Genomic DNA, 24,257 nt, shown 5'->3' on the forward strand with positions numbered 1-24,257 from the left:
ATAACCCTTACTCCTGTTGGCGGATGATGAAAACCCTTTTTTGAATAAAAGTCTAGAGCCCCTTCAGGATGTCGTTCAGATGCTGAATGTGCTGAAGAGGATGTTTACCCACGTGATCAATCATCAGTTTTTTTGCGGCCTCCGCTTTGGGAACTCCTTCAAAGGTGATCAGGCGGTCCATGGCATTGGCTGATGAAACCAGCACGGCTAAAGGGTCCATGTCCTTTTCGCGCAGTCCCTTGGGGCCGGTGCCGTTGATGGTTTCTTCGTGCTGACCGATGATGTTGATCACAGTCTGGTCAAAGTGCTTTTTGTCCTGCACCTTTTGTGCACCTTCGATGGGGTGCTTTTTCCACAGCGCCAGATCTTCGGGGCTCATGCTGTCCAGGGGCTGGTTCAGGTTCAGAGGGCTGTGGTGGTGACCATAATCATGCAGCAAAGCCCCCAAAGTCAGAAGCTGGGTCTTCTTCGGATCAGTGATACCCAGTTTCTGTGCCAGCGCAATGGACAGGGTGGACACCGTCACGCCGTGATGGGAGATGGTTTTGTCGGTGTTTTCAATGTTCATCACGGCCGACAGCGCCTGGGCGTTGCTCATGATAAAGTTCACGTACTTGCCGGCCGCGTCCTTGCAGTAATTGTAGCTTTCAACGTTCTCTGGGTTTTCAAAAACCTCTTCGGCGTTGTTCTGCTGGGAGCCTTGGATGATGTCAGCACGGGTTTGGATGTCTTTTCCAGTGGTGTCGTCATAGGCGGTTTCGATATTTTTCTGCAGATAGGTGCGGTAGCTGTTTTCTTCGTCCGTGAGGATGTACATTTTGCGCAGTTTTTTGTCCTTAAGACGCTTCAGGCGCTCGCCCTCAAAGCTGTCGCCGCGACGAAGGTAGAGTATCATCTTGTCGTTGATTTTAACGTAAGCGTTGAAGTCGATCTTTTGATCGCCACGCAGGGTGCTTACTCGTATAGAAACATAATCCATTGCCTCTGTATCCTTCGATTGGTATCTTTGAGTGGATGTCGATCGATAAAGAAATTGTAGAAGATTTTGTGAACGAGTCAAAGTCCTTGATTGAAGAGTTGTTGGACCTTCTCGAAGGTATTGAAGGTGACTTTTCTCAGGTTCGAAAACTGGCCGAATATGGCAACAACGTTGATCGCATTATGGGCGGGGCGAAGAGCCTGGCGCTGATGGCGCCACCGGACCATGCTTTGCACATGATTTCGGACTATGCGGCTTTGTGTAAGGCTGTTGGTTATAAAGCCTCACAAATTGTTGGCAATGAACAGTTTTTCAATGTTTGTGTGGCTCTGTTGCTGGATGCCACAGAAACCCTGGAAACGCTGCTGGCGAACATTCATAAAGACTCGGCGTTTTTGCGGGAAACTATTCCCCAGGCCTTTATCGACAGGCTTCGTTGGGTGTCGAATCAGTTCAATGAATCTTACAGCTCCAGTGTGGATACGGGGGCTGCTCCGTCAAAGATGAATCAGTTTGAAATTGATGATCTGCTGAAAAAACTGGGGCTCTAGTCCCTCAGTTTTTTTAAACTCCACTGAGCCAATTCTCCGAGTTTCTCATGTTCTGTCAGTGCCTGGATTTCCGGGCACAACACTTTCAAGCCCCGGTTGACCGCCACTATCATGGCATTGCGCTTCAGTCCAAACGATCCAGCCCGGGCCAGCGGCGTGCCCAGGAAGTCGCGACTGATCTTTTTGCCGGAAGCCGACAGGATATAGCGCAGATCCTCAATCAGCAGGGCTTCTTCGCCAGCATTTAAAGAAAGACTTTTTTCGATGGACAGCTGGCCCTTGAAGACCTTCTGATTCCAGGGGCAGACGGTCTGACAAAGATCACAGCCAAAGAACCAATCACCAATTTGCGGGCGCAATTCTTCGTCCGGAATCTGCCGGGATTCGATGGTCAGATAAGAGATGCATTTTCGGGCATCCATTTTGCGGGGCTCAATCAGGGCTCCGGTCGGGCAGATATCCAGACAGCGGGTGCAGGTGCCGCAAAAGTCCGGCAATGGCGAAAACTCGGTTTGAATCTTCAGGGAGGTGTAGATCTCACCAATAAAAAACAAACTGCCTTTTTTCGGATGGATCAGGCAGGTGTTTTTTCCCACCCAGCCAAGGCCGGCTTGTTTGGCCAGATCACGCTCCAGCACGGGGCTGCTGTCGGTGAAGGCTAAAAATTCCTCTTCCGGGAAGATCTTCTGCAGATCTGCGCACAAAGACTTCATGCGATCCTTGAACCAGAAATGATAGTCCATGCCTTGCGCGTACAGACTGACGCGGGCTTGTTTGAGCGGGAATTCGGATTTTTTCTCGGGATGGGGAAAGTAAGGCATGGCAAACACCAAAGCACTTTGGGCGCGGGGCCATTTGCTTTGCGGGTTTTCCTTGATCTGGGCGTGTTCGGCCAGATAAGTCATGTCTCCATGCAGTCCCTGGTCGATCCATTGCCGGTAGAAATCAAAACTTAACGGTTTGCTCAATGGCGCAAAACCGAAATGGGAAAATCCCAGATCGGTCAAGGCTTCATCGATAAGAGATTTCATCTCCTGTGGCGTCACGCGAACAAACTCTTTCTTTCAGGCCTGTCTTTTTCTACACTCTAGGGTGTGAATCAGGTGCAAAGTCTTCTTCAATCCCATCCTCACTGGCCGGCCGTGGAGTCAATCTACCACAGGCTGCAGGCCCATGGCTATATGGCCTTTTTGGCCGGCGGCTGTGTGCGCGACGCTTTGCTGGGGGTTCAGGCTCATGATTTGGATCTGGCGACCAATGCCACTCCGGAAAAAGTGGAGTCCTTGTTTAGTAAAACCGTCAATGTGGGTAAAAGCTTCGGGGTCATGCGGGTGCTGGTCGAGGGGGCGGATATCGAGGTCGCCACCTTCCGCAATGACGGCACTTACAGCGACGGTCGCCGGCCTGAGAATGTGGTTTTCTCAAGCCCCCAAGAGGACGCCCAGCGCCGGGATTTCACCGTGAATGCTCTTTTCTATGATCTGGCGACGGCCCAGGTGCTGGATTATGTCGAGGGCCAAAAAGATCTGAAAGCGCGTGTTCTGCGCACGGTGGGGGACGCCGAGCGCCGGTTTGAAGAGGATCATCTGCGCCTGCTCAGGGCGGCCCGTTTTTCCGCGCAGTTGAATTTTGAGCTGGAACCGGTCAGTTTTGCCGCCGTAAAAAAAATGGCTGAAAAAGTGAAGTCTGTCAGCGGCGAGCGCATCCGCGAGGAAATGACGAAGCTTCTGAAAACAGAGCACGCCGACCATGGACTTCAGGTCATGAAGGATTCTGGTTTGATGAAGGTGCTGTTCCCTTTTCGGCTGCGTAAAAACGACTGGGTGAAAAACAGTCTGGCCACCGAGGCCTGGCAGCGTCTGGCGATGTTCGTGCGCAGCGCTCAGGGCACCGAGCTTGTTGTGGTTCTGGATATGCTGAAGCTTTCCACCCGGGATCGTCGCGCGATCGAGGACGCCTGGAAAGTCTGGCAGGATCCTCAAACAGTTCTGAAGAACTCTTTGGGAAAACAGCTGCAGATGCTGGCTAAAGAGGGTGTTGTTTTTGCTTTAAGAATTTTACTGTCCGAAGCGGTTGAAAAGACCGCGATTGAATTCCTGCTGGCTGAATGGAAGAGCTGGCAGGAAGTGCTGCCTCGGCCGTTTTTAAATGGCGAGGATGTCAAGGGGCGTCTGACTGGGCCTGCTATTGGAGTCTGCCTGGACAAAGCCTTTGAACAGCAGCTGGAGCGTCAGTTGCAAAGCCGCGATGAAGCTTTGTTGTGGCTGAAAAAATATCTGGAAAGAGAGTCATCTTAAATGGAATCCGCATTTGTTCCCAGCACCTGGAGACGTTTATTTGCCCATGGCATCGATCAGATCATCAGTTTGCCATTTTATCTGCCGTTTGCCGGTGTGTTCTTAAAACTGATCTTCACTGAAGATGATGTCATCGTGACGCTGTTGCAGTTGTTTTTGATGTTTTTGATCCCTGCGGTTTATGAGTTTGTGTTTTTGGTGATGATGCAGGCCACGCCAGGGAAATGGTTTATGGGTCTGAAAGTGGTGCCGGCCAACAACTTTACAGAAAAACTGCATTGGTCCCAGTGCCTGATGCGTCCGTTGACGGGGCGTTTGAGTTTCTTTTTCTCCTGGGGGATTTATGCCCTGGCGTTTTTCCGTTATGATCGCACGCATCTGTGTGACTGGGCGGCGGAAACCCGCGTGGTGCAGGACAAACCCCGCACCACTCAGGCTCGCCTGCGCTGGTTGACGGGATTGTTGTTTGTGGTGCTTTATTCCTATGAAGGGCTGGTTTCGGCCCGGATGATCATGCAGTCCATTGATTGGTCGGAACGTCAGGCAAACCTGCGTGAGGTCTTTGATCTTCAGGACTATATGGATGTGACTTTCGAAGAGGATTAGGCCGCCGGTTTCCATTTTTTGAAAATGGTTGTGGTCAAAAGAAGATCCACATTACCGGATCCGGACAGGGCTTCGTCCCGCAGGTCCTGGATGGCCTGGGTGGCGGTGCGGGCCTGTTTTCCACCTTCGCTCAGAGCGGTCATTTCGTGGAAGCGATAGGCAAAGCCCAGCAGTTTTCCAAATTCAGAAATATCTGCATTTAAAAGTTTCTTCGGGAAGCCGGTGCCGGCTCCATTTTCGCGGTGCTGGCCGATGGCCTCCGCAATCTCCTGTGGCAGGGGCACCTTTTTGGCTTTGACCATCACCACCGAGCGCTCCGGGTACAGATGATACTGGGAAAGCTCTTCCGGGGTGTAGTCTTTTGCCGCCTTGACGCCGGCTGAAACCGGCATCTGGGAAAGTCCGATATTGTGCAACAGGCCCGCGATCGCCGCGGATTCCCGTTTTTCCGCGTTCCATCCCAGCAACTGGGCAAAGTAAGCGGCGTAAGCCGATAGGCAGATGCAGTCATGATACATGGTGCGCACGTTGCCAGAAAAGCGGAAGACCTCATCAAAAATCTCCTGCGAGGGAAGATCTTTGGTCAGCTCAAAGTCGGCAACGATGGATTTGCATTTGTCGAGGATCACCTTGCCCTCGGAATAGTCTGTAGAGGCGCCATTCAGGAAATGCGCCATGATTTCATAGATGACTTTTTTGGAGCGGTGGAATTTTTCCGTCATCGAGATGGGCATTGGCATGTTGCGCATGCTCATCACCGTGCGGGCGTACTCAAAGAACGGTTTCATCTGGGTTTTTTTGATGTACATCTGCTGTTTTAAGGCATTGAACTTGTCCAGATGTTTCTGGTCAACCACATCTCCGGATTTTCGCATCATCACAGAGCGGTGGTTGGCGGGCAGGTGGACAAAAACATCAAAGTTGATATTGGTGTCAGCATCCATGTCGCGCAGATCCACGGGCATCAGGGCCGTGATGGGAATCTGGTCGCCCTCCATTTCGATGGGGGCCAGCTGCAGAACCATGTCCGAGATGAATTCGCGGTCGAAGTTGATGTGCATGATCTCGTCAGCGCCGTTTTTCTTGACGATGTTGAAATCCAGCGGGGCGGCGGAAGAGTGCAGGACGATGACCGGGCAGTCAGGATAATTCATTTTGGTGGACTGCACCCATTCATTGGTCAGATTGGTGCCGTCCTGGCCATCAACCAGGGCTAAGATAGGTTTGAAACTTTCGGAAGTGCCGTGATCGAGGGCTTCGTCGATGGATTTGAAGTGCTTGAGCTGGTACGGATAGTAACCCTTCAGGATAGAGGTGATGGCTTCCCAGAAGGAGTCGCGGGGACTCCCGATGAGAACATCAACCGTCTTTCCTGATTGGGAACTCATTGCTGCACCGAAATCTCCACGTAGAAAGTGGATCCGTTCGTCAGGTTGAAGGGGATGACGAGCGTGGCACTTTTGTCAGCGTGAGTGATCTTGAAATCACCGGAGATCACGGTTGGAATGGCCATCTCGAAGTTGTATCCCAGTTGATTCAGAGTGGTCTTGGCGGAACCGTAAATCATGTTGGTCATTTCCCCAACGGCGTCAGACACTTCTCCGTTGATGGAGGTGTGTTTTTCACCCAGCATGTTTTCCAGAATATGGAAAATACTGTCTTTGCCGTAAGAGATCAGCAAAGTGCCTTTCAAAGGCGGAGCCACCATGCCGACCATACCGGCGATTTCCCCTTTAAGCACGAATTGTGGCTCAATGAAGGGTTTTCCAGGGGTGGCATCGGTCTGAGCAATGGTTTTCAGGGTCTTGATAACGCCTTCGACGAAAGCATTGATCAGGCGCTTATCAAAGAGGGGATTAATAGCTTCTTTTGGTGCTGCAGACATTTATTTCTCCAGACCCAAGTCTTAGGAAGCTTTTGCTTGTGTTGCAGGGTTGTGTTTGGCCCAAACACGTTCCATCTTGCCTTTCAGAGTGGCAGAGTTGAACGGTTTGACCACATAGTCAGAAACGCCGGCTTTGGCTGCTTCCAGGATGTGCTTTTGCTCGGACTCTGCAGTCACCAGCATAAACGGCACGGACTTAGTGCGAGGATCGGCTTTGCAGGCCTTCAAAAGGTCGATACCCTGCATTCCGGGCATATTCCAGTCCGAAATGACAAAGCCGTAAGGCTGGCCTGCATCATGAGCGGCCTGGATCATCGGCAGGGCGGTTTTACCATCATCGGCTTCCTCTACGTTGGTGTAGCCAAGCTCATTTAGCACTTTTTTAATGATTTTTCGCATAGTTGCGAAGTCATCAACGACCAAAAACTTCGTATTTGTGGGAAACATAATATCTCCTGAATATTGGAAACTGTGTAAAATCCTCATGCTTATCGGTCTAGTTTTTTAAAACTAGAGTCCAAAGCTATTGCGAATTTCAGTTTTTGTTGTCAGACTTTATTACAGGTGGTCGAGGCTACTTTTGGACATGAGTCCTGGGTGGCGTTGAAGGTTTAGACGGATTTAAAAACAAAAACAATTAGCGGGAGGGAGCAAGGATGCTCAGAGATGTCCTGATTCAAAAAGGTCTTTCAAATAGAGAGGCAGAAGTTGCTGAACTTGTGTCTAAAGGCTTGTCCAACAAGGAAGTTGCGAACCAGCTTTTTGTAACTGAGAAAACAGTTAAATTTCACCTCACAAACATCTACAAAAAAATGAATGTGAAGTCTCGTGCACAGTTGATCGTATGGTGCTTGCCTCACCTGGGCTTCGTTGAAACCGAAGTTCGCGCTGAGAACAACAACCAGGCGGCTGCTGCGACTGCATTCAACAACAATGCAACTCAAACGATCCCAGCTGGATCTGCGACTGTTGCAGGTACTACAACTCTACCAGGTAGCGGTTTGAACCGTGGCGGTAACTCCGATATTGGTATGGGCGGCATCTAATCTTTATTGATTAGATTGGTTCTAAGGCGCAGGATGTGGAGACACAGACCTGCGCTTTGTTTTTTAGAAAGGGGCTGCATCTTGGCTGCTTCAAAAACCGTCTCATCATCTCAAGTGGTAATGACTCAACTAGTACTTCCTTCCCATACCAATTCTTTGGGAAGTGTTTTCGGCGGAACGATCATGTCCTGGATCGACATCTGCGCCGCGATCTGCTCACAACGACATTGTAACAAAGAAACCGTCACGGCCAGCATCGACCGACTGGACTTTGTGGCGCCGGTTTACAAGGGCTGGGTGGTAAATCTGAAGGCCAGCGTGAACTACACCTCCAGAACGTCGATGGAAGTCGGAGTTCGTGTCGATGCCGAGAATCCAAAAACCGGCGAGACTTTCCATACGGCTTCAGCGTATCTGACTTTTGTGGCATTGGGCTCTATGGGAAAACCAACAGAAGTTCCGGGCTTGGTGCTGGAGTCTGACGACGACAAACGTCGCTTTGAACAGGCGAAAAAGCGTCGAGAGATTCGACTGCAAAATAAAACCCGATAATTTTCATATTTGTTTTTTAATTTCTACTAAGGCTCATGTTCGTTGTTGAATTACATTTGTGAAGCAGCGACGAACTGCTGAGTGTGTCTATCTAAAAAAGGCTTTGAAATGTTTTGACCCTGGGGTAGAAAATACCGTGGGTCTAGAAAATCAGGTTAATCCATTCGGGAAATTAGTACACACCAGTCTCATGGTTCAAGCCACGTTAGGCTTCGATTGGTCCCAAACAGAACTGGGCCCCATAGAAAATTGGGATTTCGGTTTAATCAATTCCTTGCGCATTGTTTTCAGTTGTCCGGTCGGGATGTACTGCACCTGGGGTCCCCAGCGGCGGGTTTTCTATAATGATGCCTATATTCCAATACTAAAACATCGTCATCCGCACGCCTTGGGTTCACCTCTTCATGAGGTTTGGCCCGAAGTGTGGGATCAGGTGCATGCCATTGCCAGCAAAGTGGAGTCCGGTGGATTCGTGCTGGAATCTGATGTGCAGTTTGATATCGAAGTCGATGGCAAGCCTCAGGGAAACTATTATACCTACGGGAATTCTCCGCTGTTTAATGCCGAGGGTAAAGTGTCGGGAATGCTGTGTACGATTCTGGACACGACGACGTCGGTGAAAAGAAATCAAGCCGCGGAAGAGAGTCTGGCCCGCTCCAATCAGGAAGTCCGGGCTGAGCGCAGAAAGTTGCGTTCTATTTTGGAGAAGGCCCCCATTGCCATGGCGGTGCTTGACGGGCCGGAGCACCGTTTTTCGATGACGAATGATTCTTACCGGGATCTTTTTCTGGGGGATTGTGATGTCACCGGACGAAGAGTGAAAGATGTTTTTCCCAAGACTGAAAAAATCGGGTTGATTGCGCTGCTTGATGAAGTCTATCGCACCGGAAAAGTCTTTGAAGCTAAAAATTACGAGATTCATGATCGACGTGCCGACGGGGTTGAGTTCTCAGTCTTTGTCGATGTTGTCTATCAGCCCATTTATGATTTTAACGATGAAATAGAAGGGCTTGTTCTTGCTGCGAACAACGTCACGGAGCAGGTGATGGCTGAACGGGCTTTGCAGGCGGCAAAAAGCGCCGCCGAAAATGCGAATCAGGCCAAGTCTGCGTTCCTGGCAAACATGTCCCACGAAATCCGCACTCCTTTAGGGGTCATTCTGGGGTTTGCAGAAATCATCGGGACTCAGGATCTTGATGAGTCAGAACGAAAGAATTATTTCGAAATCATTCATCGCAATGGTTTGTCCCTGACGCGTATTATTGATGACATTCTGGATCTGTCCAAAATCGAAGCGGGTAAGTTCGAAATCGAAAAGTCACCTGTGAAACTAAAAAAACTGCTTCAGGAAGTCCTGACCATGTTCTTTGACCAGGCCTCCAGAAAAAACATTTATCTGAATTACGAGTTGGGCGAGATTGCGCCCCTGATTATTCTTTCTGATGTCGTTCGCATCCGTCAGGTTTTGGTGAATCTGATTGGAAATGCGATCAAGTTCACAATGAAGGGGTCCGTCAAGGTGTCCTGCCGAGCAGAGCAGGTGACGGCAACACGCAAGAAAATAGTATTCAGCATTGAAGACACCGGCATTGGCATGACTCAGGAGCAGGCGGAGCGGTTGTTCCAGCCATTCACGCAAGCCGACGCCACCTCCACTCGCCAGTTTGGCGGCACGGGACTGGGCTTGGCGCTTTCCAGAAATCTGGCCCGAGCTCTTGGGGGAGATGTCAGTATTGTGCGTTGTGAGCCCCGGCAGGGTTGTACTTTCGAGTTTTCATTCCAGGCCGAGGATGTCAGTGAACTCTCGGTCGCGGGGCAAGCAGAGAGTGCCGGTGCCGTGGAACAAAAGCCACTGGCCGGTTTCAAGGTTTTGGCCGTTGATGATTCGCGGGACAACCGTGAACTGATCTCGACTGTGTTGAGCAGTTGGGGCCTGGATGTCACCGAAGCGGAAAGCGGCGAAGAGGCTCTGACTCAAGCTCTTAAGGAGCATTTTGATCTCGTTTTGATGGATATTCAGATGCCTGGTCTTGATGGTTTTGGGACTCTGGCGGGCCTTCGCAAGCAGGGGTTCCAGGGGCCGGTCATCGCCTTGACTGCTCATGCGATGAAAGAGGACAAAGACCGCTCTTTTGCGGCGGGATTCCTGGATCATCTGACGAAACCGATTAATTCAAAAGTCCTTCTTCAGGCAATTCAGTCGCATCTGAAGCATTCGTAAATGATTCTATTTGCAAAGAAGTTCGATCCAGCGAAGGGCTTCCTTCGCGTTGGGGCTGGCGGGGGCGTCCTCGGCCTGATTGTCGCCCGTCATGACGTCCTGCTTTTTGCGGGCGCAGTCTTTTTTGGTTTTGTCTTTTAATTTCGCCAGCTCAAAAGCCGGTTCCAGAGTATAGAACAGGCGGGCTACGTCCTGTTCTTTGTCGTCGCCTTCAGTGGGATTGGATTTTTCGTACTGATTTAAAGTCGCTTCAAATGATTTTTCCAAGGCCTTCAATGCAGTGCCTTTTTTCTCGAAGGTGGTTTCCTTAGAGGCTTTTTCGAAAGCGGCCTGTGACTCTTTAAAGAAGTCTTCAGCGGAGTTGAGTGGGGCTGCATGGGCGGCCAGTAAAGTCAGGGCTAATGCTATTTTAAACATGTGTCGCCCTTCTTGTCGGCCGGGGTGTGAGGTACACCGGGTTTGTATTCATCCAGCAGCTCGTTCATTTTGACTTCGGTCTGGCGAACATACGGGTTGTTTTTAATGATGCGTGAAACAGCATCACCCGGTGCCGTGGTGTTGGAAAGACGCAGTTTGCGAATCAGGGATTTGGCTTCGGATGGGCCTTGTGGTCCATAGGCCACCAGAGTCAGATAATTCAGGACATCCTGATTGGCGGCCAGTCTTCCGGCGCGGGCGGCAAGTGCGGGTCTTACAATGCTGTCGCGCACATGCACATAATAGCCAAGTGAATAGATCAGATTTCGTGCGACCCCTTTGCCGGGGCTGACCCAGGTGCAGTAGTTTTTCGGACTGCCCGGGCGAGGTGGGGGATTCACCAGATCATCTTTCATGATATCGCGGAAGGGTTTGCAGGCAGGGTTCTGGCTTTTCATCAAAGTCTCCAGAATGTTGCGACCATTCCCTTCGATGAATTCGCCGTCCTCTTTCCAGCCAGCCAGTTCTTTCACCGGATTGGATGTCAGCTGTCCCATTCCCACGCCGCCGTTATAGGCGATGTAAAAGTTGAAAGCCGTTTCGTTGTTGATTTTTTTTAGAATGAAGCGGGGATCAATGGGATTTCGGTCTGAAGACATGCAGTTCAGGGCCTGATTCAAAGAATATTCGATAAAGTCCACTGTTGATGAATCCAGACAAGGCGCTGATTTTCCCGCGTTTTCAAATTTCTTCGGGCGGTCTTTCAGGCAGCTGTATCCTTGATTGCCAACTTCGCGTTGCAGAGAGGCTTCGATGCATTCACGGCGGATGGCTTTGACATTGCTTTGAGCCTTGGTGACCTTGGCAATATCCTGAGAGGTTTTTTTGAGGGCTTTAAAGCGGTCTTCCAGTTCGCAGGCCACGACATAGCCCGCTTTTCGCGAAGCTTCAAAGTTGCTATAGGCAAAAGCTTGGGTCAGCGGATCGGTGGCCTGGATCAGGGACTGGTTGATTTCCTGGTTCGAGACACCTTTGCTGCCGGACTTGTCATTCACACATTGAGGGGCCGCAGTGGCGGGAAGGGCCACAAAGCTTGAAAGTGCTGCAATAAGAAGAGGAAGTTTAAGCTGTCTCACTTCAGGCTTATCGGCGGGATTATGGAATGGATGAGCTTTAAAAAGAAAAACCCCAAGACCTACGTCTCGGGGTTTTGTGAGTGAACTCAAATATGTGTTCCGGGGCTTACTTTACCAGATAGTCCTTCCAGCGGTTGATCAGTGTGGGAGTCAGCTGGGTGTAACAGACGGTGCCTTCAGTGGCGGTCTCTTTGCGCAGAATCTGGGCTTCGCGCCCCAGGTCGAAGATTTTGTATTCTTCGGCCCGTGGGAAGTAAAGCTGCACGTCCTGCTGCATTTCGCTCACTGTTTGTGCCATCAGTTTTTTCAGCTGCTCCATGCCTTGGCCGGTCAGGGCGCTGACAAAGACGCGAGGATAAGCTTTCACTCGGAATTGTCGCTCTAAAGGTGCGACATCACACTTGTTAAAGACGTGGATGATCTTTTTATCCTGCCAGTTGAATTCTTTAATCAAAGCTTCAACCACCTCGATTTGTCTTTCCATATTCGGCGAGGACAGGTCCACCACGTGCAAGAGCACGTCGGCTTCCGAGGATTCTTCAAGCGTTGCTTTAAAGGCCTCAATCAGTTGTGTTGGCAGTTTGCGGATGAATCCCACGGTGTCAGTGACGACAGCAGGGGGTGCATCCGGCAGAAAGATCTTGCGGGTTGTTGGATCCAACGTCGCAAAGACCTGATTTTTCGTCATCACCTGAGCGCCAGTCAGGCGGTTCAGGATCGAGCTTTTTCCGGAGTTGGTGTAACCCACCAGTGCAAAAGAGGGGATCTCGTGACGACGACGGGATTGTCTGTGTTGTGCGCGGTTTTGGCGCACACTTTCAAGTTTTTTCTTAATAAGGGCCACGCGCTCACGGATGCGACGACGGTCGTTTTCCAGAGCGGTTTCACCCGGGCCTCGGGTTCCGATACCACCCCCCTGGCGGGACAGGGAATCAAGCCAGGCGCCGACGTTGCGGGGCATTTGATCCAGAAGCTGTGCAAGTTCCACTTGAAGTTTTCCTTCAAAGGTTTGTGCACGCTGGGCAAAGATATCCAGAATCAGCTGATTGCGATCGATCACGCGGGCTTTCACGATCTGCTGCAAGTTTCGTTGCTGCACACCCGAAAGCTGGTGATCCATCACCACAATCGTGGCTCCGCTGTCGCGAACCATTTCAGCCACTTCCTCCACTTTTCCGGTTCCAATCAAGGTTGCCGGATTCCATTGCGGAAGAACCTGAATGATAGAGCCCACGACTTCGCCGCCAGCGGCAGAAACCAGCTCTTCAAGTTCCAACAGATTTTCTTTGATTTCAGTAAGGGGCTCGGTCTTGAGGCCGACACCAATGACGATCGCTCTATCCTGGTCTTTGACTTGGGCTTGATTATTCAATCAGGAAAACCCTCCCTTAGTCTTAATTTTAGCACGGTCAGGGAAGAGCACAAAGTTAAATTTGCAGAAGCAAAGTCAGGATTCCGCCAGCAAGAATCAAAGCCGCGCTGGGAAGGCGTCGGCGCAGCAAAACCAGACTAACCAAAAAGAGTCCCCACGACAGGGGGGTCACCAAAGCGTCCCGCCCCAGCTGCACCAGTGTGGAAAATAGCAACCCCACCGAAACCGCGACCACGCCTTGGAGGAACTGTTTGAGGGGCTCTGATTTTTTCATCCATTGATAGGCTGGGATGCTGAGGGCGACAAAAACAAAGGCCGGCAGGAAAATCCCCACGGTGGCAATCAGGGCCCCCGAGGGGCCTTGCAACAGATAGCCGATAAAACTGGCGGTGGTAAAAACCGGCCCCGGAGTGAATTGTCCAACGGCGATGGCATCCATCAACTGGGTTTCTGTCAGCCAGCCGCGTTTTTCAATCAATTCGGTTTTCAGAAAACTGAGCAGCACATATCCACTGCCAAACAGAACTGAGCCCACTTTGAAAAACACCCAGAACAGGGCGCCGGCATTCCAAAGACGGGTGTTGGTTTTTAAAAGTGGCAAAGCCAGAATGCCTCCGGCCAGAAGTAACGGGATTTCCGCCATGCCTGCCGAATGCAAAAGGGCCGAGATCACCACCAGTAGCAGCAAAGACACCGTGGATGGGGCGCGCAGGGAGCGAAGATTTTCTCTCAGATTGTTACTGGTGATTGAACTGACTTTTAAAAGGCTTAACAAAAACCTGGAAGAAGCCTGCAGGATCACCGCCAGCACCACGGCTTTGACGCCCGTTAAAAAACTTTCCATCTGCGGAAGTTTTGCAAAATGCACATAGAAAGCGGCAATCAGAGTGACAAGCAAAAATGCGGGAAGAATAAAACAGACACCGGCCACCACCAGACCGCTCCATCCGGCACGGCGATGTCCCAGGTGGATGGCTAGTTCAGTGGAGTTTGGTCCCGGGATCAGGTTTGTCAGAGCCAGCAGCTCCAAAAACTCCGCCCGCGTGACCCATTGGCGGCGATGGACGAATTCTTCTTCCATCAAAGAAATATGCGCAGCGGGGCCACCAAAGGAGGTGGCGCCCAGTTTTAAGAAAATCCAGGCAAGCTCCCTCAGGGACCCTTGAGAGCTTTCCGGATTACTTTTTGCCACGGCTTTTCAGAACTTCTTTGATGTATTGCGCTTCCAGGGCGGTGAAGACCACGGAGTTCACAATGCCATCAACCGTTGTGGTTCTTTGCAGAACGTTGGCAGAGCGGCGCACACCGGTCAGGAACGGACCAATCACCTCGGCCTTGCCGATTTGTTGAATCAGTTTGTAGGCGATGTTGGAGGATTCCAGATTCGGGAAGACCAGCACATTGGCGCCACCTTTAAGTCCCGAGAACGGGAACAAGCGTTCCATGATTTCAGGGTTCACCGCGGTGTCGGCTTGCATGTCGCCTTCGATCATCAGATCCGGGCGCAAAGAGCGGGCGATTTCCGCCGCTTTTTTCATCTTGCGAGGTGTGCCTTCAGCACCGCTGAAGTTGGAATAGCTCAGCATCGCCACACGAGGCTCAATGCCGAAGTACTCAACGATCTTTGCGGCTTGCAGGGCGATTTGTGCGCACTGCTCAGCGGTGGGGTTGAGATTCACGGTGGTGTCGGCCAAAACCAGGAACTTGTCTTCCAATAAAACAAAGTTCAGACCCGCCGGGATGCCTTCCTTGTAAACGCCGATGGTTTGCAGAATCGGACGAACCGCATCGGCATAGTTGATGGAGGATCCACTGACCATACCGTCAGCTTCACCTTGATTGACCATCATCGCCGCGAAGTAATTCGGGTCCGCCATCAAGCGCTCGGCTTCGCCCAGATTGATGCCTTTACGCTGGCGCAAAGAATACAGCTTTTCAACGAAGCTGAAATACTTCGGATGAGAGGACGGGTGAACGATGCTGACATCATTCAACAGCGGGATATCCAAAGCTTTGATTTTTTCCTTCACGCGTTCCGGGTAACCCAGCAGGATTGGCTGGCAGATTTTTTCTTCAACCAATGTCGCCAAGGCCTTCAAAACCTTGGTGCTGGTGCCTTCCGGGAACACGATGCGTGGAAGTTCGCCACCATTGGCCGCCGAATTTTGGTGTACACGGTTGATCGCAGAGCGGATGAAGACTTTGGATGGCCCTTGCAGAGCCTCCAAAGATTCGCGGTACTGATCCCAATCTTCGATAGCACGAGTGGCTACGCCGGATTTCATCGCCGCTTTTGCCACTTCCGGTGCCACCCACAGCAACACACGCGTGTCGAAGGGTTTCGGGATCAGGTAATCACGGCCGAATTTAAAGCTTTTGCCGCCATAGGTGGCAGAAACTTTATCCGGAACATCTTCACGCGCCAGTTTTGCCAGTGCATGAACTGCCGCCAGTTTCATTTCTTCGTTGATCTGAGTGGAGCGCGTATCCAAAGCCCCGCGGAAGATGGATGGGAAGCCCAGAACGTTGTTCACTTGGTTTGGATAGTCCGAGCGACCGGTTGCGATAATTGCATCCGGACGAGCCGCGCGGGCTTTGTCAGGAGTGATTTCCGGCTCCGGGTTTGCCATGGCAAAGATGATCGGATCTTTAGCCATGTCCTTCAGCATTTCAGGGGTCAGGGCGCCCGCCACGGAAAGGCCGACAAAGACATCCGCGCCACGCAGGGCTTCCGTCAGAGTGCGCGCTTCGGTTTCAGAAGCAAAGTACTCTTTGTATTTGTTCATGCCAGCCGTACGGCCTTTGTAGATAACACCTTGAGAATCGCACATGATGATGTTTTCACGGCGAGCACCCAACGCGATAAAGATCTTCGCGCAAGAGTTTGCAGACGCACCCGCACCGTTCACGACGATGCGCACCGTTTCCATTTTGCGGTTGGTGATCGAGCAGGCATTCAAAAGGGCTGCGCCAGAAACAATCGCGGTTCCGTGCTGGTCATCGTGGAAAACCGGGATGTTCATTTCTTTCTTCAGACGCTCTTCGATTTCAAAGCACTCGGGCGCTTTGATGTCTTCAAGGTTGATGCCTCCGAAAGTGGGCTCCAGAACGCGAACCGCATTGCAGAACACGTCGACATCTGTTGCTGCCACTTCAATGTCGGAAGACGTCGATACCGGCAAATTGTTTGAACAAGATGCCTTTACCTTCCATCACCGGCTTGCCGGCGGCAGGGCCGATGTTTCCCAAACCCAGTACCGCAGTACCGTTAGAGATCACCGCCACCAGATTGCCTTTGGCAGTGTAATCGTAAACTTTTGCTGGATCCTTGGCGATGGCCTTACAAGGTGCTGCCACGCCCGGAGAGTACGCCAGTGAAAGATCTTTTTCGGTGGCGCAGGGTTTGGAAGAGATGACTTCGATTTTGCCCGGTTTTCCTTGCTGGTGGTACAGCAGGGCTTCTTGGTCGAAGTTTGTTGTCCCGGTTTTCGGTTCAATTTTAGTTTCAGTTTTGTTGTCCAAGGATGCTCCTTTGGTGTTGCAGTTTTTGGGCTCCCGAAGCCAGGGATTTTACGACCCATTTCAATGGGTTAGGGGGAGTCCAGTTACAAGTGCCTTTACTCTACCGAGGGGGGTGGGGTGGGTCAATGAATGGGGAACTTGGCGCGCTGAGCCTTTAAGGCAAAAAATATTTCTCCGAGCGAAAACTGCTCACTTTTAGAGCAATATTTCTAGTAATTGCGGAAAATCCGCGATCTGTGGGCCTTTGCTGTTCCTAGACCAAAATCCTCGAGTGTTCGATACTTCGGGGGGAGATCCAGAACGGCCTTTTACTATTTGGTGGAACTGCCGAAAAGACATATCATTTTAATGGTTTATACAACTAAGGAGACTGTTCATGAAATCACCACGTGATGTTGTTCTTGTAGAAGGTGTTCGCACTCCCTTCGCGAAAGCAGGAACAAAACTTAAAAAAGTACACCCGGCAGAATTGGGTAAAGTCGCTTTGAAACAAGTTATCGCCCAGACAAATCTGGATGTGAACCTTGTGGATGAAGTGATCATCGGGAACACCGGAAATCCTCCGGACTCTGTGAACATCTCGCGCGTGGTGGCATTGAACGCTGGTATTCCTTTGAAAACCTCTGCATACACAGTTCACAGAAACTGCGCATCTGCACTTGAATCCATCTCCAACGGCTATGAGAAAATCAAATCCGGAACAATGGATGTGATCCTGGCGGGCGGGACCGAAAACATGTCCCAGATGCCGACGCTGCCACCAAAAAAATTCCAGGAAATCTACGAAAAACTTTTCGCTGCGAAAGGCCCGAAACAAGCGTTGCCATTGTTGTGGTCCCTGTTCAAAGCGGACGTGAAGCAGATCAAAGCTTTGTTGTCCGGGAACATGCGTGATGAATACTTCCCGGTGATTTCCGTGATGATGGGTCTGACGGATCCTTTCGTAGGCATCAACATGGGTCAAACAGCTGAGATCCTGGCAAAAGAGTGGGGTCTGTCTCGTGAGACTCAAGATAAATTTGCTTTGCGCTCTCACCAGCTGGCTTCCAAGGCCATGAAAGAGGGCCGCATGCGTGAAGAGATCGCTCCGGTTTATCTGGCTCCTGAATACAAGGAAGTGATCAGCGAAGACATCGGTCCTCGTGACACACAAACGATGGAAGCGCTGGCGAAGTTGAAGCCGTTCTTTGATAAAGCCACAGGCTCGATCACGGCGGGGAACTCCTGTCCGATCACCGATGGTGCGGCGATGGTGTTGATGATGTCCCGTGAAAAAGCAGAAGCTCTTGGTTATAAACCCCTGGCGACAATCCGTTCTTACGGTTTTGCAGGTCTTGAACCTGAGCGCATGGGCTTGGGCCCGGTTTACTCCACTCCGGTGGCGTTGAAGCGTGCGGGGCTTTCCATGAAAGATATCGGCCTGGTGGAATTGAATGAAGCTTTCGCGGCTCAGGTTCTTTCCTGCCAAAAAGCATTTGATTCTGACAAATTCGGTCAGGAAAAATTGGGATTGTCTTCCAAGATCGGTGAAATCCGTGATGATATTTTGAATGTCAACGGCGGAGCCATCGCACTTGGTCACCCAGTGGGAGCAACCGGCACCCGTATCGTTCTGACTTTGGCCAAAGAAATGAAACGCAGAAACACCCAGTTTGGTCTGGCGACTTTGTGTATCGGTGGGGGCCAAGGCGGATCCATGATCCTTGAGAACGAGGGCTAAAGCGAAGCTCTCGGGGCCGAAGCCCTTGGGGCAGAGCCCGGCTCTGCGCTCATAGGCTTCGGACAGTCCTCGCGGACGCCATCCCTTTGGGATGAGCTGCTGCGGAACTTGCCTCTGAGCACAGATCCAGGGCTCTGTCCCAAGGGCTTCGGGAGTGCTCCTTTCGCAAAGTTCGCAAGGGCTGATGGTTGGTGTTTTAGATTTAGAATGTTTTTAGATTTGCAACTTAGGAGTTTTCAGAATGTCTATTCAGGAAAGTATTAAAATTGTTCCTCAGGGTGAGGTTGCTGTAGTTGAGTTTGATCTGGTCGGGGAGAAAGTTAATAAGTTCTCTACGCCGGTGATGATGCGCCTTAAGGAAGTTGTTGAGGAGTTGAAGAAGTCCTCTTACAAGGCTGTTATTTTTAAATCCAACAAGCCCAAGATTTTTATTGCGGGTGCGGATATTGAAGAAATCAAGAGCATGACCAAGGCGGAGGAATTTGAAGCTGCTGTGAAGGGTGGTCAGGAAGTTATCAGCATGGTTGAAGACCTGCCGATGCCGACGATTGCGGCTGTGAATGGCGCTTGCATGGGTGGGGGTTGTGAATTCATCCTTGCTTGTGATTACCGTATTGCTTCTGAGGATTCTTCCACGAAAATTGGCCTGCCAGAGATTCAACTGGGGATCTTGCCTGGGTTTGGTGGCTGTATTCGTATGCCTCGCGTGATTGGTTTGCAGGCGGCTTTGGATATTATCCTGGCTGGTAAGTCTGTGAATTCCAAAAAGGCTCTTAAAATCGGTCTGGTGGACAAAGTCGTTCACCCGAACTTGCTGGAGTCCTTCTCTTTGAAATGGGCGAAAGAAATCATCGCTGATGGCGCTAAAAAACGCCGTAAAACATTCAAGCCACAAGGCGCAGTGAATGTGATTTTGGAAAGCGCATTGGGTCGCAGCATTGTCTTTAAGAAAGCCCGTGAGGGTGTTCTGAAAGCGACCAAAGGTCATTATCCAGCGCCGCTTCAGGCTTTGGAAGTGATTCAGAAAACTTATGGCATGTCTGATCGTGATGCGGCTTTGCGCATTGAACGTGAGGGCTTCTGTAAGTTGGGTGTGACGGATATTTCCAAGAACCTGATCCACGTGTTCTATCTAACTGAAATGGTGAAAAAACAAAACGGTGTGCCGGGTGTGGATGTGAAACCACGCGATGTGAAAGGTCTGGGTGTTTTGGGTGCTGGCACCATGGGTGGCGGTATCGCCTATGTGGCGGCCGACAAGGGCATTCAGGTTCGCATGAAGGACTTGAACACAGATGCGCTGGGTAAGGGTTTGAAACACGCCAGTGATCTTTGGATGAAACTGGTGAAAAGAAAATCCATCGACAAGTATCAGTTCCAGCAAAAAATGGATCTGGTGTCTGTTTCCACGGATTACGCAGGTTTCAAAAATCTGGATGTAGTTGTTGAAGCCATCGTTGAAGACATGGGCATCAAACAAAAAGTGATCGGCGAGTGCGCGGGTCAAATGCGTCCTGATGCAATTATCGCGACTAACACAAGCTCCCTTTCTGTGACTGAAATGGCCAAAGGTCATCCACGTCCAGAATATTTCGCGGGCATGCACTTCTTCAATCCGGTGAATAAAATGCCTCTTATCGAGGTCATCCGTGGTGAAAAGACTTCCGATGAAACCATTGCAACTATCTACGAGCTGTCCAAAAAAATGGGCAAAATGCCGGTGGTTGTGAAAGACGGCCCGGGTTTCCTGGTGAACCGTTTGCTTCTTCCTTACATGGGTGAAGCGGCGTTCTTGCTTCAGGAAGGCATGAGCATCGAATTTGTGGATAAAGTTTACGTGAAAGAATTCGGCATGCCGATGGGTCCATTTGAATTGATGGACGAAGTCGGTTTGGATGTTTGTTTGAAGGTTCTTAAAATCTTCAAAAAAGCCTTCGGCGAGCGTATTGAACTTGCGCCTTGTATGGAAGCTCTGGGTAACTCCGGTCGCCTGGGTCGTAAGAACGGCAAAGGTTTCTATACTTACAGCGAAGATGGCAAACGTGGTGCCGTAGACCAAACAGTTTACGCGGCATTGGGCCTGGGTCAGCCAACCAATCCGTATGATTCCAAAGAATGCATCGAGCGTGGTGTCTTTGCGATGATCAATGAGTGCTCTTTGGCGCTGGTTGAAGATCGTATCGTCGAAACTCCGCACGAAGTGGATCTGGCGATGATCATGGGTACAGGCTTCCCGCCGTTCCGTGGGGGTCTGATGAAGTACACGGACAGCATCGGCACTCAGTATGTGGCCGACCAGCTGGCGATGTACGCTTCCAGCCGCAAGGCAGCCCGCCTGAAACCAGCGACTCCGCTGACGAACATGGCGAAATCAAACAGCAAGTTCTATAAATAAATGCTTTGAGTTTTCGGCTCGACTGCTGAGCTGGTTCTTAAGGGAAGCCTCCAACTGAGTTGGGGGCTTTTTTGTGTTATTTCTTATTCTTAGTTCGCAATTTTCGCACTTCGCCATCGCTACGGCGGCGGAAAGCGTCAATTACCGTGTGATTTGATTTTGGAATCTAGATAACTGCAAATGCGCAGGAATCTCTTTTCCGGAAAGACTTTCCGCCAGTACGCGGGCGGCGTGGAAGCTCAACCCCATGCCGTGTCCGGAACAGCCCGCCATCACATGCAGTCCCTGACGATTTGGAATTTCGCCAATCATCATCTGGCCATCCGGGGAATAACCCATGATACCGGACCACTGATAGGCCACGCGTGCGTCTTTGCCGTGTTTAAAGTGACTGCGCACAAAATCAATCAAAGCCTGCTGAATCAATGGTGTGGTCGCATCAGTCCAGGTGTTTTCGGTTTCGACAGAAAGATTTCTGAATCCACCAATCAGCAAATGTCCCGTCGGCAGTTGGCGGAAATAACAAAGATGCTTCGTCAGATAACACGGCCCTTTGACGAACGCAGGCAATGGCTCAGTGACCAGAATCTGCCCGCGGCCGGGGCGAATCAGGTCTGAAAACTCAGGCGCCACCAAGGGCAAATACGCATTCAAAGTCAGAAGCACTTTCGGTGCGCTGAACAGGCCGCGATCGGTTTGCAGCACATGGCCTTGGGTCTGGTGAACCACTGAAAACACTTCCGTGCTTTCAAAGATCTCGGCCTTCAGACGGGCGCGCAGTTTTTCAAGCAGCTTCACCGGATGGACGTAACCATCCCCCGTGTACTGAATACCGCCTTCAAAGCCCGTGACGCCATAGTCACGTTCCATATCTTCCGGACCCACCTCCAGCACGTCGATCCCCACAGAGCGCATGGTCTGCGCAGCCTTTTGGTACTTTTCCCAATGTACAGAACTAGGTGCGACAGTGCAGGAGCCGGTGTGGCGGAAGTCCACCGCATCCAGGTCGTTGCCGATGATTTCATTCAGCAGCAGGTGGCGGTTTTCCTCTGAAAACTTCCAGATCTCGGCGGCTTTTTCCAGACCGAATTGTTCTTGCAGCTTCATGAAATGTTCCGTCGATCCGCAGGTCACAAAGCCTGCATTGCGGCCCGAGGCCCCGAAGGCAACACGGTGCTTTTCAAGGATCGCAATTTTTAATGACGGATTTTCTTTTTCCAGCCAGTAGGCGGTGGACAGTCCGGCAATGCCAGCCCCCACTATGACGACATCAAACTGTTTTCGTTTTTGGGAGGCAGATTGATCGAGCCACAACGAGATACTCATAAAAGTCCTTAAAGATACTTGATCATTTCTTCCGCCGTGCAACGGCAGGGTTTTCCATCACGGACGCAGGTGTAGTCGACGTCAATCCAATAATTCGGATGTGTCGCCACACTGGTGAATCCATATTTGGTCAGATAGCGAATCGAGGAATTGTTCGGGGATTCTTTCCACGCATGGGTGATGACGGCCTTGGCTCCCAGTTTGCGGAAGCATTCCAATGCTGCATCAGATAGTTTGGGGCCCCAGCCGCCACCTTGAACTTCCGGTGCGATAAAAAGACTTTGGAAATAAGCGGCCCTTTCCAGTGGCACCTTCCAAAGTTCCGGGTGCAGTTTGGAACCTTTGCCTTTGCTCCAGGCGCCGGGTGGATAAGCCAGGCGGAAGCCTTTGATATGGTTTTGATCATCGATCAGAACAAAGGAACACATGATGCCTTGGGATTGGGATTTCTGGTAACAGTCCTGCAGTTCGTTTTCGGAAAAATAACCCAGCCCGATTGTGGAATCGGTAAAAGCTTTCACCAGAGGCAGATCGGTCAGTTCCAGCGGGCGCAGTTTCATGTCCCCATAAACTCATATCCCGAAAACGGGGTCAAGTTATATGGGCATTTCGTCATAGCCTTCGCCGCGCCCGACGTTCAGGGAAAAGCGGTGGTGTGCAGAGTCCCAGTGCGCCTGAATGGCGATAGGGTGGCAGCACACCTCGCAGTCATAGATGAACTCCTGATCGTCGCCGTCTTCATGGTAAAGGGTCATCGCAAATTTTTCCCGGCAATGCGGGCAGATGACTTTATAGTCCATAGGGCCTTCTTTCTTCCCACATTGTCTGAAATGTGCGGGGAATATCCTAGAAGGCCTGCTAAAAAACAGACGCTAAATCTCTTCTCCCAGGGCTTGAGTCAGGAATTTATGGCAGGCAAAGAACATAATTCCCGGGATCAGACTTAAGCCTGCCAGCAGCAGCCAGAACTGATCTTTCCCCATGGTCTCATAGAACATACCTACATAACCTGCGACGTAGTTTCCAAAAAATGCCGCCAGGAACCACACACCCATCATCATCGACACAATCTTGGCCGGAGAAACTTTCGTCACCACCGAAAGACCAATCGGAGAAATGTAAAGCTCTGCCATTGTCAGCAGGAAGGTCGAACCCAAAAGCCACATCACCGAGCCTTGGCCGCCGCCCACGATTTTTGCCGCGAAGTACATGACCACCAAAGCCACCGCGCCCAGCACGCAGCCTAAGGCCATCTTGGTGACCGTGGAAGGTGCTTTGCCAAACTTGGCCTGCCATGCCCAGAGGCGGTCCAATAGTGGCGCAAAAAGAATAATCACAAGTGGATTGAAGCTTTGATACCAAGTGGAGGGGATCTCCCAACCGAAGAAGTTCCAATCGGTCTGCTGGTCCGCCCACAGCTGCATGGTGTTGCCTTGCTGTTCGTAGACACCCCAGAAGAAGATCGTCACCATACACAGGAAGGTCAACGCGATGGTGCGGGTCCATTCTTCTTTCGTCATCGGTTTGTGTGCGGTGGCTTCGACTTCCTTGATGGATTTTTTGTGCTCGGTTTCAGGCAGGTGTTTTCCGCCGAAGTGATAGATCGCCATGGACAGAAGCATGCCCACACCGGCAGCGCCAAAGCCCCAATGCCAGCCGACTTTTTGCCCCAGGGTCCCGCAGATCAGTGGCGACATAATCGCCCCCAGATTGATACCCATATAGAAAATCGTGTAGGCCCCGTCGCGGCGGTTGTCGCCTTGGGCGTAAAGGCCGCCCACTTGGGTGGAGATGTTGGGTTTAAAGAAGCCGTTCCCCACAATCAGGAAAAGCAAAGCCGGGAAGAACAGGCTTTCTGCCGCCATCAGGAAGTGGCCGATGGCCATCAAAAAGCCGCCGATATACACCGAGCGGCGCTGACCAAGGAAGCGATCGGCAATGATACCCCCAAAAAAGGGTGTAAAATAAACAAGGCCCGTGTACAGCCCGTAAATTTGTGAGGACATGGCCTGCACCGACATTTCGCCATAAAAGTATCCCAGGAAGGATTTAAGGGCGGAAAAACCCCAAATTTCTTTGCCGTGCTGAGCTTCCAGGAACAGGTACTGAGTCATGTAAAGCACCAGAAGCACTCTCATGCCGTAATATGAGAATCTCTCCCACATCTCAGTGAAGAAGAGTGTAAAAAGTCCTCGCGGATGACCCATGAAGGTGGAAGTTGCGGCCATGAAA

At 51.0% G+C, this 24,257-nt stretch carries 21 protein-coding genes and 1 pseudogene; 8 read left to right on the top strand and 14 right to left on the bottom strand.

All coding sequences use genetic code 11. The features are described 5' to 3' along the window. Positions 1 to 52: 52 nt before the first annotated feature. The gene (locus tag BD_RS08285) at positions 53 to 979 is read right to left on the bottom strand and encodes an HD-GYP domain-containing protein (RefSeq protein WP_011164278.1); all 927 of its coding nucleotides are present in this window, start codon (positions 977 to 979) and stop codon (positions 53 to 55) included. Between the two features lie 68 nt (positions 980 to 1,047). Here BD_RS08285 and BD_RS08290 point away from each other — a divergent pair, with 68 nt between their 5' ends. Then, positions 1,048 to 1,530: a hypothetical protein gene (locus tag BD_RS08290; protein WP_226988118.1), complete on the top strand. Its 483-nt coding sequence runs from the start codon at positions 1,048 to 1,050 to the stop codon at positions 1,528 to 1,530. On the opposite strand, the gene queG is transcribed toward BD_RS08290, so the two are convergent. Continuing rightward, positions 1,527 to 2,561: a tRNA epoxyqueuosine(34) reductase QueG gene (queG, locus tag BD_RS08295; RefSeq protein ID WP_226988119.1), complete on the bottom strand. Its 1,035-nt coding sequence runs from the start codon at positions 2,559 to 2,561 to the stop codon at positions 1,527 to 1,529. The genes BD_RS08290 and queG overlap by 4 nt on opposite strands. Positions 2,562 to 2,624: 63 nt before the next feature. Here queG and BD_RS08300 point away from each other — a divergent pair, with 63 nt between their 5' ends. Next, positions 2,625 to 3,827: a CCA tRNA nucleotidyltransferase gene (locus BD_RS08300; RefSeq protein WP_157865673.1), complete on the top strand. Its 1,203-nt coding sequence runs from the start codon at positions 2,625 to 2,627 to the stop codon at positions 3,825 to 3,827. Next, positions 3,828 to 4,433 (top strand): RDD family protein, encoded by a 606-nt coding sequence (locus BD_RS08305; RefSeq protein ID WP_011164282.1) that lies wholly within the window; start codon positions 3,828 to 3,830, stop codon positions 4,431 to 4,433. On the opposite strand, the gene BD_RS08310 is transcribed toward BD_RS08305, so the two are convergent. From BD_RS08310 to BD_RS08320, 3 genes are read right to left on the bottom strand one after another with little or no spacing between them, the layout of a single operon-like run. Next, complete coding sequence (locus BD_RS08310; RefSeq protein WP_011164283.1) at positions 4,430 to 5,821, bottom strand: HD-GYP domain-containing protein; 1,392 nt, start codon at positions 5,819 to 5,821, stop codon at positions 4,430 to 4,432. The genes BD_RS08305 and BD_RS08310 overlap by 4 nt on opposite strands. After that, the gene (locus BD_RS08315) at positions 5,818 to 6,318 is read right to left on the bottom strand and encodes a chemotaxis protein CheX (RefSeq protein ID WP_011164284.1); all 501 of its coding nucleotides are present in this window, start codon (positions 6,316 to 6,318) and stop codon (positions 5,818 to 5,820) included. The genes BD_RS08310 and BD_RS08315 overlap by 4 nt, the downstream gene beginning before the upstream one ends. Before the next feature lie 21 nt (positions 6,319 to 6,339). After that, the gene (locus BD_RS08320; protein WP_038449096.1) at positions 6,340 to 6,765 is read right to left on the bottom strand and encodes a response regulator; all 426 of its coding nucleotides are present in this window, start codon (positions 6,763 to 6,765) and stop codon (positions 6,340 to 6,342) included. A gap of 209 nt (positions 6,766 to 6,974) precedes the next feature. Between BD_RS08320 and BD_RS08325 the strand changes: the two genes are divergently transcribed. From BD_RS08325 to BD_RS08335, 3 genes are all read left to right on the top strand, one after another. Continuing rightward, positions 6,975 to 7,364: a helix-turn-helix domain-containing protein gene (locus BD_RS08325; RefSeq protein ID WP_011164286.1), complete on the top strand. Its 390-nt coding sequence runs from the start codon at positions 6,975 to 6,977 to the stop codon at positions 7,362 to 7,364. Between the two features lie 120 nt (positions 7,365 to 7,484). Further along, entirely contained in the window at positions 7,485 to 7,916 is a 432-nt protein-coding gene (locus tag BD_RS08330; protein ID WP_144313818.1) for an acyl-CoA thioesterase, read from the top strand. Positions 7,917 to 8,304: 388 nt separating this feature from the next. Beyond that, positions 8,305 to 10,137: a PAS domain-containing hybrid sensor histidine kinase/response regulator gene (locus BD_RS08335; protein WP_231839331.1), complete on the top strand. Its 1,833-nt coding sequence runs from the start codon at positions 8,305 to 8,307 to the stop codon at positions 10,135 to 10,137. A gap of 6 nt (positions 10,138 to 10,143) precedes the next feature. On the opposite strand, the gene BD_RS08340 is transcribed toward BD_RS08335, so the two are convergent. The 5 genes and pseudogenes from BD_RS08340 to BD_RS18410 form a co-directional block, all read right to left on the bottom strand. After that, on the bottom strand, positions 10,144 to 10,554 hold the full coding sequence (locus BD_RS08340; RefSeq protein ID WP_011164289.1) for a hypothetical protein: 411 nt from the start codon (positions 10,552 to 10,554) through the stop codon (positions 10,144 to 10,146). Further along, complete coding sequence (locus tag BD_RS08345; RefSeq protein ID WP_226988122.1) at positions 10,542 to 11,690, bottom strand: hypothetical protein; 1,149 nt, start codon at positions 11,688 to 11,690, stop codon at positions 10,542 to 10,544. The genes BD_RS08340 and BD_RS08345 overlap by 13 nt, the downstream gene beginning before the upstream one ends. 106 nt (positions 11,691 to 11,796) lie before the next feature. Next, complete coding sequence (gene hflX, locus BD_RS08350) at positions 11,797 to 13,062, bottom strand: GTPase HflX (RefSeq protein WP_011164291.1); 1,266 nt, start codon at positions 13,060 to 13,062, stop codon at positions 11,797 to 11,799. A gap of 55 nt (positions 13,063 to 13,117) precedes the next feature. Further along, positions 13,118 to 14,254, bottom strand: a complete 1,137-nt coding sequence (chrA, locus tag BD_RS08355; RefSeq protein ID WP_011164292.1) for a chromate efflux transporter — start codon at positions 14,252 to 14,254, stop codon at positions 13,118 to 13,120. Next, a pseudogene (locus BD_RS18410) lies at positions 14,241 to 16,584 on the bottom strand (NADP-dependent malic enzyme). The gene chrA and the pseudogene BD_RS18410 overlap by 14 nt, the downstream one beginning before the upstream one ends. A gap of 376 nt (positions 16,585 to 16,960) precedes the next feature. On the opposite strand from BD_RS18410, the gene BD_RS08365 reads away from it, so the two are divergent. Both BD_RS08365 and BD_RS08370 read left to right on the top strand, forming a co-directional pair. Continuing rightward, a complete protein-coding gene (locus BD_RS08365; protein ID WP_011164295.1) occupies positions 16,961 to 18,304 on the top strand; it encodes a thiolase family protein in 1,344 nt (447 codons plus the stop codon). A 241-nt stretch (positions 18,305 to 18,545) separates the two neighbouring features. Continuing rightward, on the top strand, positions 18,546 to 20,699 hold the full coding sequence (locus BD_RS08370; RefSeq protein ID WP_011164296.1) for a 3-hydroxyacyl-CoA dehydrogenase NAD-binding domain-containing protein: 2,154 nt from the start codon (positions 18,546 to 18,548) through the stop codon (positions 20,697 to 20,699). Between the two features lie 141 nt (positions 20,700 to 20,840). Here the strand turns inward: BD_RS08370 and BD_RS08375 are convergent, their stop codons facing one another. The 4 genes from BD_RS08375 to BD_RS08390 all read right to left on the bottom strand — a co-directional run bounded on the left by BD_RS08375 (position 20,841) and on the right by BD_RS08390 (position 24,253). After that, positions 20,841 to 22,025 carry an NAD(P)/FAD-dependent oxidoreductase gene (locus tag BD_RS08375; protein WP_011164297.1) on the bottom strand — a complete coding sequence of 395 codons (1,185 nt, stop codon included), beginning with the start codon at positions 22,023 to 22,025 and terminating at the stop codon, positions 20,841 to 20,843. Between the two features lie 8 nt (positions 22,026 to 22,033). Next, on the bottom strand, positions 22,034 to 22,585 hold the full coding sequence (locus BD_RS08380) for a GNAT family N-acetyltransferase (protein ID WP_011164298.1): 552 nt from the start codon (positions 22,583 to 22,585) through the stop codon (positions 22,034 to 22,036). Positions 22,586 to 22,621: 36 nt separating this feature from the next. Further along, positions 22,622 to 22,825 (bottom strand): CPXCG motif-containing cysteine-rich protein, encoded by a 204-nt coding sequence (locus BD_RS08385; RefSeq protein WP_011164299.1) that lies wholly within the window; start codon positions 22,823 to 22,825, stop codon positions 22,622 to 22,624. Between the two features lie 72 nt (positions 22,826 to 22,897). Beyond that, positions 22,898 to 24,253, bottom strand: a complete 1,356-nt coding sequence (locus BD_RS08390; RefSeq protein ID WP_011164300.1) for a peptide MFS transporter — start codon at positions 24,251 to 24,253, stop codon at positions 22,898 to 22,900. Between the last annotated feature and the right edge of the window lie 4 nt (positions 24,254 to 24,257).

Origin of the sequence: Bdellovibrio bacteriovorus HD100, from assembly GCF_000196175.1 — a bacterium.
Classification (GTDB): Bacteria; Bdellovibrionota; Bdellovibrionia; order Bdellovibrionales; family Bdellovibrionaceae; genus Bdellovibrio; species Bdellovibrio bacteriovorus.